The organism is Streptococcus dysgalactiae subsp. dysgalactiae, assembly GCF_900459225.1.
In the GTDB taxonomy this organism is placed as follows: Bacteria; Bacillota; Bacilli; order Lactobacillales; family Streptococcaceae; genus Streptococcus; species Streptococcus dysgalactiae.
Map to the genome: position 1 here is coordinate 943981 of NZ_UHFH01000003.1, position 12416 is coordinate 956396.

The following is a 12416-nucleotide window of genomic DNA, read 5'->3' on the forward strand; positions in this document are numbered from 1 at the left end:
TTTAATTGGAGGAACGTATGAATCAAGAACAATTACTTGAGATGTTGCGGGCAAGATTGCCACGTGACCAGATTCTTTTGGAATCCTTTTTACGCTATCAAGCAACCCATTTTGATGAGGATTGGGATAGCCTTATCCAAAATTTTACAACCCAAAGAGGAGTAGTCACCTCACCTGTTCAAGTGGTTCGCTTTGAAACAGAAGTTTCTGCTTTTGTAGAGGCAAGCCCCTTTGACGAGGCAACAGACCTAAGCAGCTACACGCAGACCTTTGGTCAGGCTGGCTTAAAGAAGTTACCTCAGTTAAACAGTGATGAGAAAGCCTTGGTGATTGAAGTAGCTCTCTTTAACCTAGCCACTCGCTTTCAGCTCTTAGACCAAGAGGGCGCCTATCAATCCATTTCGGCAGCTTCTCTTTTGGAAAAAGGCAGAGCTGCTAATTTGGTCAATGTCTACCGAGTGGCCAATAATTTGTCTGACCGAATTAGCCGTGATATTGAACAGTTTCTTCTCACCTATGAACCTGAACGGGTAAGTCCCCAGGAAACGTTGGAGGAAAAGGGGGAGGTTGTTGATAATATAGTAATATCAGAGTCTCGTCAAGAAATCACCTTTCGGGAAGAGGGTTTCATCATAATCGCAAGTCTTGATGAGGACGAGTTATCACAACTAGATTTACGAACAGGGCAAACCAAACATTTACCAGCCTATGAACATCTAAACTTGTCTCAAAAATTTGAGATACTAAGTCACTTTGACCAAGTGAGAAATAGCCGTCCAAAGCTACCAAACCTGAGACGTGGGGAGTTTGACCATGAGATGGAAATGACGCCAATCTATGCGGACAATGAGCTATTAACCTATTTAGAAGCTGATGGGACCGTCTATGACTTACAACGTCCTTTAACACCTCAAGAAGAAGTGATCTTAACTGAAATGGGTCAAACCATTTTGGGTGAAAATACCGAAAAACTGACTCGTTTAGAGATAGACTTAGCTGACTTTGATGAGCAACAAGGTGGGATACTGATAGATGCTGCAGGGCGTTTTCGTTTGAAGAATGTCGACCTAGCCTTGCTAGGGGGCTATCCTAAGGCAACCGTCACTCAATTAGCCCTTGCGACAGAATTGCTTCAGATGGGATTAACGCATGACAAGGCAGAATTTTTCTTGACCAGTCAGCTAGACTTAGAAGAAGCAAGACCCATTGCCTACGCCTTCTTGCATGAAGACCTTACTCTTGAAGAAGCTAGAACCTTTGAAAGGGACAAACTGTCCCAACCTGACCTATCCTTTAGGGAATGGCGAGAACACATCTCACAAACAAAACCTGAAATCATTGTGACTCAAGAAAAACTACCAAATCCTATCGTAGAAGAAGCCCTTAAACGCTACCCGATTGATTCTAGAGTAACTTATAAGGGGCAAGAGTTTCAGGTAATGGCCATTGAGGAGTCAGGCGTTAATAACCTGATTCGGATTGAATTACAAAATGATTTCACCGATGTGATTGAACAAAATCCAGTTCTTTTCTTACGGACACTAGAAGACATCACTCAAGCTCTTCATGTTCCTTCTGTCGAAGAAAAAGAGGAAGTGGAAGAACCTAGCCAAGAATTAGACCTCTTTTCCTTCATGGATATGGAAGAACAAAATGAGCCGGTTTCTCAAGTGATAACATCTCTATCATCAAATAAGAGAGAGGCTAAACAAGAAGAAGCATTGTCAGAAGATGAGTTGGAACCAGAAGTCACTGAGACGCCCCCGACCACTGATTTTCACTTCCCAGAAGATCTAACAGACTTTTACCCTAAGACAACAAGGGATAAGGTTGAAACCAACGTAGCTGCTATTCGTTTGGTGAAAAGTCTTGAATCTGAACACCGTCAAGCCACACCAAGTGAACAAGAACTGCTTGCCAAATACGTGGGCTGGGGAGGCTTAGCTAACGAGTTCTTTGACGAGTACAATCCAAAGTTTTCTAAGGAACGTGAGGAATTAAAAACGCTAGTCACAGAGAAAGAGTATTCAGACATGAAACAATCTTCTTTGACAGCTTATTACACAGACCCTCTCTTGATTCGTGAGATGTGGAATAAACTAGAACGAGATGGCTTTACAGGTGGTAAAATTCTAGACCCTTCGATGGGGACTGGGAATTTCTTTGCGGCAATGCCTAACCACCTGAGAGAAAATAGTGAGTTGTATGGTGTAGAGTTAGACACGATTACAGGAACTATTGCCAAACACCTTCATCCGAATAGCCACATTGAAGTAAAGGGCTTTGAGACTGTTGCCTTTAATGAGAATAGTTTTGATTTGGTTCTCTCAAATGTATCGTTTGCCAATATCAGGATTGCGGACAGTCGCTATGATAAACCCTATATGATTCATGATTACTTTGTCAAAAAATCCCTTGATTTGGTGCATGATGGTGGACAAGTGGCTATTATTTCCTCCACAGGAACCATGGATAAACGGACAGAAAACATTCTCCAGGACATTCGTGAGACGACTGATTTTCTTGGTGGTGTGCGTTTGCCAGATACTGCCTTTAAGGCCATTGCAGGCACCAATGTCACAACGGACATGTTGTTTTTCCAGAAGCATGTGGATAAGGGATATGTGGCAGATGATTTAGCTTTTTCAGGTTCTATTCGCTATGACAAGGATGATCGTATTTGGCTGAATCCTTACTTTGATGGAGACTACAATAGTCAGGTTCTTGGGACCTATGAGGTTAGAAACTTTAACGGTGGGACACTTTCTGTGAAAGGCAATTCTGATCATTTGCTAGCAGATGTTCAGACTGCTCTTAAACAGGTTAAAGCCCCTAGAGTGGTGGATAACTCTGACATCTTCATCACTCCTGATGTGATGAGAAGACAGGTCATTGATACCTCTGTTCCGCCTGAAATCAGAGAAAGCTTAGACCAGTATAGCTTTGGCTATAAAGATTCTACGGTTTACTACCGAGATAATAAGGGAATCCGTGTTGGGACTAAGACCGAGGAGATTAGCTATTATGTGGATGAGGAGGGCAACTTTCAAGCTTGGGATACCAAGCATTCGCAAAAACAGATTGACCGCTTTAATGACCTCGAAGTCACAGATAGCACTGCTCTTGATGTTTATGTGACCGAAGAAGCGACCAAACGTGGGCAGTTTAAGGGGTATTTCAAAAAGACTGTTTTCTATGAAGCTCCCTTGACTGAGAAAGAAGTGGCACGAATTAAAGGGATGGTCGATATTCGGAACGCTTACCAAGAGGTCATCGCCATTCAACGTTACTATGATTATGACAAGGAAGAGTTTGCACACTTACTTGGAAAACTCAATCAAACCTATGATAGTTTTGTGAAACGCTTTGGCTATGTGAATAGTGCTGTGAACCGTAATCTCTTTGATAGTGATGATAAGTATTCACTGCTTGCGAGTTTGGAAGATGAAGGACTTGATCCAAGTGGGAAAATAGTTATCTATACCAAGTCTCTGGCTTTTGAGAAAGCCCTAGTTCGTCCTGAAAAGGAAGTAACGGCAGTTTCTTCTGCCCTTGACGCTCTCAATTCTAGTCTAGCAGATGGTCGTGGGGTCGATTTGGCTTACATGATGTCTATTTATCAGACGGATTCTAAAGCGTCTTTGATTGAGGAATTAGTAGACGCTATTATTCCAGACCCAGAACGCTATCTAAAAGATAGGGAAGTGGTCTATGTATCTCGGCAGGATTTCTTATCAGGGGATGTGGTGACTAAGTTAGAGGTTGTGGACTTACTCATTAAAGAAGACAACTCTGATTTTCCTTGGGTCTATTATCAAGGTCTCTTAGAAGATGTGAAACCACCACGTGTGACCTTAGCTGATATTGATTATCGGATTGGCTCACGTTGGATTCCTCTAGCCGTTTATGGGAAATTTGCCCAAGAAACCTTTATGGGACAAACTTTTGACCTGACTGACCAAGAAGTATCAACTATTCTTGAAGTCAGTCCGATTGATGGGACGATGTCTTACCAATCCAAGTTTGCCTTTAGGTATTCTACCGCAACGGATAGAAGTTTAGGTGTGCCTGGGTCTCGGTATGATAGTGGTCGTAAAATCTTTGAAAACCTGCTTAATTCCAATCAACCAACCATTACCAAACAAGTGGAAGATGGGGATAAGAAAAAGCACGTGACGGACGTGGAGAAGACAACGGTTCTTCGTGCTAAGGAAACACAACTTCAAGAACTCTTCCAAGATTTTGTGGCTAGTTACCCAGAGGTGCAACAGATGATTGAAGAGACCTATAATAGCCTTTATAATCGTACAGTCTCAAAAGTTTATGATGGCAGCCATTTAACCATTGATGGGCTTGCCCAGAATATTTCCTTACGCCCTCACCAAAAGAATGCTATTCAACGGATTGTGGAAGAAAAACGAGCGCTTCTAGCTCATGAAGTGGGTTCAGGTAAGACCTTAACCATGCTTGGGGCAGGATTCAAACTGAAAGAACTCGGAATGGTGCATAAGCCTCTTTATGTGGTGCCATCAAGTCTGACCGCTCAGTTTGGCCAAGAAATCATGAAGTTCTTCCCAACCAAGAATGTCTATGTGACGACCAAGAAAGATTTTGCGAAAGCCAAACGTAAGCAGTTTGTCTCACGGATTATCACAGGGGACTATGATGCCATTGTCATTGGGGATTCCCAGTTTGAGAAAATTCCCATGAGTCATGAAAAGCAAGTGACCTATATTCAAGATAAGTTACAACAACTTCGTGACATCAAGCAAGGTAGTGATAGTGATTATACTGTTAAAGAAGCAGAGCGTTCTATTAAGGGTTTAGAGCACCAATTGGAAGAACTTCAAAAGTTGGAACGTGATACCTTTATTGAATTTGAAAATCTAGGGATTGACTTTCTCTTTGTGGACGAGGCTCACCATTTTAAGAATATCAGACCCATTACAGGCCTTGGGAATGTCGCAGGGATTACCAACACGACTTCTAAAAAGAACGTGGATATGGAAATGAAGGTCAGACAGGTTCAAGGAGAACACGACTATCGTAATGTGGTCTTTGCGACAGGAACACCAGTCTCTAACTCTATTAGTGAACTCTATACCATGATGAGCTATATCCAACCCGATGTCCTAGAACGATACCAGGTCTCTAATCTTGATTCATGGGTAGGGGCTTTTGGGAATATCGAAAACGCTATGGAACTAGCACCGACAGGGGATAAGTACCAACCCAAGAAACGCTTTAAGAAGTTTGTGAACCTGCCTGAACTCATGCGGATTTATAAGGAAACAGCAGATATTCAAACCTCAGATATGCTTGATTTACCAGTACCAGAAGCTAAAGTTATTGCAGTGGAGAGCGAATTGACAGAAGCTCAGAAATATTATCTTGAAGAGTTGGTTGACCGTTCAGACGCTATCAAGTCAGGCAACGTTGACCCTAGTGTTGATAACATGTTAAAGATTACTGGAGAAGCAAGGAAACTAGCCATTGACATGCGCCTTATTGACCCAGCTTATACCTTATCTGACAATGAGAAGATTCTACAAGTGGTGGATAACGTGGAACGGATTTACCGTGAGGGTAATCTCGAGAAAGCCACGCAGATGATTTTCTCTGATATTGGCACACCTAAAAGTAAGGAAGAAGGGTTTGATGTTTACAATGAATTGAAAGACCTCTTGGTGGATAGAGGGATTCCCAAAGAAGCAATTGCCTTTGTCCATGACGCTAATACGGATGACAAGAAAAACTCTCTGTCACGCAAGGTCAATAGTGGAGAAGTACGGATTCTCATGGCTTCAACGGAAAAAGGTGGAACAGGATTAAACGTGCAGTCTCGCATGAAAGCTGTTCATCATTTAGACGTTCCCTGGCGTCCCTCTGATATTGTCCAACGCAATGGTAGGTTAATTCGTCAAGGCAATATGCACCAAGAGGTAGATATCTATCATTATATTACCAAAGGGTCATTTGATAACTACCTCTGGGTGCGACATGAAGTCGCTTAATTGAACTGTCTGGCATGATGACCAGACCAACTATTCCGTTAGTTGAGCCAAGTATCAACTGCATGTTCGCCATGTGGTAAGCTGATACGTAAGGTAGCCCTACTTTAAAGTCGAACCGTGAGGAGAGACCGATACTGCTAGCAACAAAGCGGTTAGGGAGCTAGGCTTGATAGTATGGCTAACAAATGTGAACCACTGTTAAATGTCGTTAAGTTGAACAGGCTAAAGTTGCTGATAAGCCTGAACCAAAAGGTGTGCAGTCGGTTAACCCTTTCCATAGTGGGGTTACACGGACAAATGACTGCCGGCAGAGAGGTGGAGCCTAACCTATCATTTTGTTCATTAAGCGGAACATGGTAAGCCTGTATTGTTGCTTCTAGCAAGGCAAATCGTAAGAAATGCTGATAACAGTGCAGGTATAGGAAAATGGAAAAAGCGAATGCCATCTTGTAATGAGATGGATAGAGGTTCAAGATTTGCCTCAACTTGAAAGAGTGCAGACTTCCATTCGGTTTCTAATCACAAGAGAACTTGTAGAATTTTTGAAAGGAGAAAGCAAATGAACAGTAAAATGTGTGCTACTACTAACATAGCCAACAGTTGGGAAAATATTGATTTCGTGAAAGCTGAAATCTGTGTTAAAAAACTACAAATGCGTATTGTGAAAGCGTGGAAGTTGGGTAAATTCAACCGAGTGAAATCACTTCAACATTTACTAACGACTTCATTCTATGCAAAAGCCTTGGCAGTGAAACGTGTCACTGAAAATCAAGGTAAAAAGACAAGTGGCGTTGATAAAGAGTTATGGCTAACACCTAACGCTAAATATCAAGCAATCAAGAAATTAAAGGTCAAAGGCTATCGTTCAAAACCACTAAGACGGATTTATATTCCTAAGAAAAATGGTAAGAAAAGACCCCTCAGTATTCCAACGATGACAGATAGAGCAATGCAGACATTATTTAAGTTCGCTTTAGAACCTATTGCAGAAACAACAGCAGACCCAAATTCTTATGGCTTTAGACCCAAAAGAAGTACTCAGGATGCTATTGAACAATGTTTCTCAGCTTTGAGTAAGCAAAAATCTGCTAAGTGGGTTTTAGAAGGTGACATTAAAGGATGTTTTGATAATATCAGTCACGAGTGGATAATGAAACACATTCCAATGAACAAGACAATACTTGGAAAATGGTTGAAAAGTGGTTATATCGAAAATGGAAAGTTATCTCCAACAGAGTTTGGAAGCCCTCAAGGGTCACCAATTTCACCAATCATTTCAAATATGGTACTAGATGGTCTAGAGAGAAAACTTTCAACGACATTTAGAAAGAAAAAGGTTAATGGTCAAGTCTATGCACCAAAAATTAATTTTGTTAGGTATGCGGATGACTTTATTGTTACTGGTGTCAGTAAGGAACTATTGGAAAATGAGGTTAAACCAGTCATTATTGAGTTCTTGAAAGAACGTGGCTTGGAGTTATCGGAAGAAAAAACGTTGATAAGTCATATCACGGATGGCTTTGATTTTCTGGGCGTAAACATTAGAATGTACGACGGAAAATTACTAACCAAACCTTCCAAAAAGAATTACGAAAGTATTGTTTCGAAAATCAGGGATATTATCAAAAACAACCCGTCGATGAAACAGGAGCTGTTAATCCGTAAGTTAAATCCTATTATCATAGGTTGGGTTAACTACCAAAAGCACAACGTTTCATCAGAATCATTTCAAAGACTTGATTTTGATATCTATCAATGTCTATGGCAGTGGTGTGTCCGAAGACATCCTAAAAAGGGGAGAAGGTGGGTTGCTAATAAATATTTCCATACTTTTGGTAGCCGTAGTTGGATTTTTAGTGTTCCAACTGCTGATACAATGGAAAATGGCGAACCATTCTATCTTCGCTTGAAATATGCTTCTGATACTGATATTCGCCGACATATTAAAATTAAGGCGGAAGCAAACCCATTTGATGAACAATGGCAACCGTATTTTGAGGAACGTCAAGAAAAGCAAATGCGACAAGAACTAAAAGGAAGACGTGTGATTAACGGACTATATTATAAACAAAAAGGGATTTGTCCAGTTTGCGAATTGAAAATCACCAAGGAAACAGATTTCCGAGTTCATCAAACCGTGAAAGACCATAAACCAATAAAAACATTGGTACACCCTACTTGTCATAAAAATATAAAAGAAAACACGCTGGTTCTCTAACGAGGACTTATAGAAGCTTGAGCCGTGTGAGGGGAAACTCTCATGCACGGTTCTTAGAGGGGAAAGAGGTCGTGAGACCTCTGACCTACTCGACCAGACACAGGAGAATAAACTCAAATACATCACGCAAATCATGACTTCTAAAGATCCTGTACGGTCGGCAGAAGACATTGATGAACAAACCATGACTGCTTCAGACTTTAAGGCTTTAGCGACAGGTAATCCTTATCTCAAACTAAAAATGGAACTAGAGAATGAGTTGACGGTATTGGACAATCAAAAGCGTGCCTTTAATCGCTCCAAAGATGAGTATCGCCATACCATTTCTTACTGTGAGCAGAACCTCCCTGCCCTTGAGAAACGCCTTAGTCAATATGACCAAGATATTGCTCAATCCTTAGCAACTAAGTCACAAGATTTTGCCATACGATTTGATAACCAGATGATGGATAACCGTGCAGAAGCTGGAGACTATCTACGTAAACTCATTACCTATAACCGTTCTGAAACCAAAGAAGTAAGAACGCTTGCGACCTTTAGAGGGTTTGAGCTTAAAATGGCAACCAGAAGTCCTAGTGAGCCCTTGCCAGATATGGTGTCTTTAACCATTTCAGGCAGCAACCAGTATTCTGTCTCTTTAGACTTGAAGTCAGACGTGGGAACGATTCAACGCATTACTAATGCCATTGACCATATCCTAGAAGACCAAGAAAAGACAGAAGAAATGGCTAACAATTTGAAAGATAAGCTATCAGTCGCAAGGGTTGAAGTGGAAAAGGTCTTTCCTAAAGAAGAGGATTATCAGCTGGTTAAAGCCAAATATGACATCCTTGCCCCTTTGGTTGAACAAGAAGCAGAGGTTGAGGAAATTGATGCAGCACTAGCTAAGTTCAATGAAACGATCCAACCGCAACAGGACCAACAACTTTCGCTTGATTTTTAAGAAAAAGGCTGACAAAAAATAATGAACGCGGTAAAATGAAGTCAAGAAATCATCAAAGGAGAATTGATTATGACCCAGACAGTAGAAGATATACGTTACCAATTAGAAGAATGGTTAGCACAAGGTTTTATAAGCTCCGAAGACCGAGCTAACTATCAAGTCCTAAAGGAACAATATGAAGATGAAACCCTTGATTACAGCTTTTCAAAGCGAGAAATCATTGGTCAATTAGAGGTAATTATCACGACTCGTGAGAATGACTTTCCAGACTTAGATGAAGTGACTAAAGGAGAGTATCTAGACCTGGTTGGCCAACTGGATGACCTAGACAAGGGGAAGGCAGATTATTATCGTAAGCAATTAACGTAGAAAGAGGTGTAGAGATGTTAGAACAAATCATTCAAAGTCTTTTGATTATCGCAGCGATAGGACTGATTTTGCTTGTCCTTTACCAGATTGCGAAAATGCTTGGAAGCTTATTTATCATTGGTTTAATCGGATTTTTAGCTTTCACAGAAGTCTATGGAATTTACCTCTTTTTTACAGAACGATACCTCTATGTGGAAGATTTAGCCACCAATGGAATTTTCAGCTTTACCACTTTCTATATTATTTTTAATCTTTTACTTGTCTTTGGACTTGTTAGAAAAGTTGTTAGAAGTCGGATGGCATAACGTAATGGGATTACCTAAGTTAGGTAGTCCTTTTCTTTATTGTGATAACTTTTCCAAGTCCATCTTGTTATCATAGTGCTATCTTATGGAAAAAGGAGATAGCACTAGTGATGTTAAATAAAATGAAGGCTCGGCTATTGATTGGTTTAGGAGGTCTAGTGGTGACTAGCTTTATGGTGATGATGGGCTACACTATTGGTTCTCAGTCTGTAACCAATCACACGCAGAAACAAATTCAGTCTGAGGCTCAAAAACTGCTGGCCAAAGAGAAAGAAAAAGAGAAGGCAAGTGTTCTCTCTGATGAGTTAGTCAAGGAATTTCTCACACAATACTATACCAAGGAAAAGTTAGGCGAGAACAACAACCGTATCAAGCCCTATATGACAGATTCTGCCTTTAAGGAAGAGGTATCTCGTCAAGAAGATTCCATTAACCAAGTCTATAAAGACTATATGTTGGATTATCGCTTTGAGTCTGCCAATATCTATGTCAATACAGAAGAAAATGAAGCTTTTGCGGAAGTATCTTATCAGGTTGTTTACGTGTCAGATTTCAGTGATAAGGCTCAGAAAAGCACACAGACAGAAACCACCTCTCTTAAACTATCTTATGCCAAATTGTCAGATAAACTCCTTGTCAATCAGGTAACCATTTGGGATGGGAAGCTAGAGGACTTAAAAGAGTCTTCTGATGAAGTAAATTCAAGCATTCCAAAGATTCAAGGGACTACTACAAGTGAGACCAACTAGCAGGAGTTTATCTTCTGCTTTTTTGATAAGGAGATGAGATGACAAGAATTGAAAAAGTGAAACAAAAGGCGATTTTAGAGGTGGCAGAAAGTCTAGGTTATTCTTTTAAACGACTATCAGGGCAAGTCTATGAACATCCAGAACACGATTCTTTTAGGATTTTTGTGGATACCAATACTTTTAAATGGTTTTCACGTGACATCCAAGGAGATGTGATTGATTTTGTTCAATTAGTGGCAGGGGTGTCTTTTAAAGAAGCCTTATCCTACCTTGAAACAGGAGACTTTGAACAGGCTAAGGTGGTCGAAGAGACCTATCAACCCTTTCGTTATTATCTAAGAGAAGAACCATTTGACCAAGCACGAACTTATTTGAAGCAGTTTCGTGGTTTGAGTGATGAGACCATCAATGCTTTTGGCAGACAAGGGCTATTAGCACAGGCTCATTATCAGACAAAGGCCTTTCAAGAATCCGTTCTTGTCTTTAAGAGTTATAATCATCAGGGGCAGTTAGAAGGGGCAAGCCTGCAAGGACTTGTCAAAAATAATGAGAAACATGATCGAGGTTACCTCAAGAAAATCATGAAAGGCTCTCATGGTTATATAGGAATGAGCTTTGATATTGGGAAACCGAAACGCCTTATCTTTTGTGAATCAGTGGTTGATATGATGAGTTATTATCAACTCCATCAGAAGCAGCTATCAGATGTGCGTTTGGTTTCTATGGAGGGCTTAAAACTCTCTATGATTGCTTATCAGACACTAAGGTTAACAGCAGAGGAACATGACAAGCACAATTTTTTAGATAATATCAAGCCAAGTAAATTAGCGCATTTTCTTCGTATCATACAAGAAACAACTATCTTTTTTCAGAACCACCCAGGTTTGATAACATTAGCTGTTGATAATGATGAAGCAGGGCGAGACTTTTGTCAGAAATTATCTGAGAAAGGACTTCCCATTGAAACAGACTTACCACCATTACAGGAACTAGAAACTAAAGCAGATTGGAACGATATTGTGAAAGGTCATAGTAATCATTCTCTAAAAGATGTGATACAATCGGCCAAGTTACAAGTTTTAAGAAGTAACCCTCCACCTAGAAAAAATACCGCTTTAGAGTTGTGATAACAAAATCAAGTTTCTTAGCTTAATCTAGAAAGTGATAAGGAGGACACCCTATGAGTGTGATTGAACGCCTAGCCGAAAGAGTAGCTAGGCAAGAGGAAAAGGTTGCGAAAGAAACGGAAAAATTAGAAACCTATCGCAGTCAATTACAAACGGCTATGTATCAAGCCTTTATCAAATACCAACAAAATAGTCCCTGGACTTTTGATGAAGCATTGACGCAGGCTTTTGGCCAAGAAGAACAAGAACTCAAACTATCAGACACTAGAAATGAGGAATAACACATGACAAAAGATTGGACCTTTGACCAACCACTAGATGATAACACACCAACGTCTTCATCAGAAGAACGTGCGAAGATTGCGGCACTATTTCATAAAGAAAACCAAGAGGGCGCTGAAGACGTTGATTATGTGGCAGCCTTTGAAATGGAACAACAAAAGTCTAAAAATCAGATGGTTCCACAGCAAAAGACTCAAGAGCAATCCATACCAGAAGATAAGCACTCCTCAACCATTACAAACGACTACAAGCAATATCTAGCTGATGTGATGGATCAAAACAATGAGGATATTCGTCAAAGTCAGAAGAAAATTGAAGAGCTGCACCAGTTGATTGATGACAAAAATAAGCAAAATAAGAAATTACAAGCCATTTCAGCAGCTATTGATGACTTGTAAGTGAGGCAGTC

Annotated in this window: 8 protein-coding genes and 1 pseudogene; all 9 read left to right on the plus strand. The window is 40.4% G+C overall.

The genetic code is table 11. The features are described 5' to 3' along the window. Window positions 1-17: 17 nt before the first annotated feature. Entirely contained in the window at window positions 18-6014 is a 5997-nt protein-coding gene (locus DYD17_RS05030; protein ID WP_115252828.1) for a DEAD/DEAH box helicase family protein, read from the plus strand. A gap of 559 nt (window positions 6015-6573) precedes the next feature. After that, window positions 6574-8232, plus strand: a complete 1659-nt coding sequence (gene ltrA / locus DYD17_RS05040) for a group II intron reverse transcriptase/maturase (protein WP_115276395.1) — start codon at window positions 6574-6576, stop codon at window positions 8230-8232. 94 nt (window positions 8233-8326) lie between these two features. After that, window positions 8327-9175: pseudogene (locus DYD17_RS05045) on the plus strand (hypothetical protein); the annotation flags it as partial. 69 nt (window positions 9176-9244) lie between these two features. Beyond that, entirely contained in the window at window positions 9245-9544 is a 300-nt protein-coding gene (locus DYD17_RS05050) for a DUF5962 family protein (protein ID WP_000195241.1), read from the plus strand. 14 nt (window positions 9545-9558) lie between these two features. After that, window positions 9559-9849, plus strand: a complete 291-nt coding sequence (locus tag DYD17_RS05055) for a DUF5966 family protein (RefSeq protein ID WP_000893078.1) — start codon at window positions 9559-9561, stop codon at window positions 9847-9849. 110 nt (window positions 9850-9959) lie between these two features. After that, window positions 9960-10598: a hypothetical protein gene (locus DYD17_RS05060; RefSeq protein WP_000932871.1), complete on the plus strand. Its 639-nt coding sequence runs from the start codon at window positions 9960-9962 to the stop codon at window positions 10596-10598. 38 nt (window positions 10599-10636) lie between these two features. Then, a complete protein-coding gene (locus DYD17_RS05065) occupies window positions 10637-11725 on the plus strand; it encodes a toprim domain-containing protein (protein ID WP_000196746.1) in 1089 nt (362 codons plus the stop codon). A 53-nt stretch (window positions 11726-11778) separates the two neighbouring features. Further along, window positions 11779-12006, plus strand: coding sequence for a DUF5965 family protein (locus DYD17_RS05070; RefSeq protein WP_115276396.1), 228 nt, complete (start codon window positions 11779-11781; stop codon window positions 12004-12006). A gap of 3 nt (window positions 12007-12009) precedes the next feature. Then, window positions 12010-12405, plus strand: a complete 396-nt coding sequence (locus DYD17_RS05075; RefSeq protein ID WP_000159225.1) for a DUF5945 family protein — start codon at window positions 12010-12012, stop codon at window positions 12403-12405. Window positions 12406-12416: the final 11 nt, after the last annotated feature.

Coding starts and splice junctions, on each gene's coding strand:
- DYD17_RS05030 (WP_115252828.1), top strand. CDS start 18: ATGAATCAAGAACAATTACTTGAGATGTTGCGGGCAAGATTGCCACGT.
- ltrA (WP_115276395.1), top strand. CDS start 6,574: ATGAACAGTAAAATGTGTGCTACTACTAACATAGCCAACAGTTGGGAA.
- DYD17_RS05050 (WP_000195241.1), top strand. CDS start 9,245: ATGACCCAGACAGTAGAAGATATACGTTACCAATTAGAAGAATGGTTA.
- DYD17_RS05055 (WP_000893078.1), top strand. CDS start 9,559: ATGTTAGAACAAATCATTCAAAGTCTTTTGATTATCGCAGCGATAGGA.
- DYD17_RS05060 (WP_000932871.1), top strand. CDS start 9,960: ATGTTAAATAAAATGAAGGCTCGGCTATTGATTGGTTTAGGAGGTCTA.
- DYD17_RS05065 (WP_000196746.1), top strand. CDS start 10,637: ATGACAAGAATTGAAAAAGTGAAACAAAAGGCGATTTTAGAGGTGGCA.
- DYD17_RS05070 (WP_115276396.1), top strand. CDS start 11,779: ATGAGTGTGATTGAACGCCTAGCCGAAAGAGTAGCTAGGCAAGAGGAA.
- DYD17_RS05075 (WP_000159225.1), top strand. CDS start 12,010: ATGACAAAAGATTGGACCTTTGACCAACCACTAGATGATAACACACCA.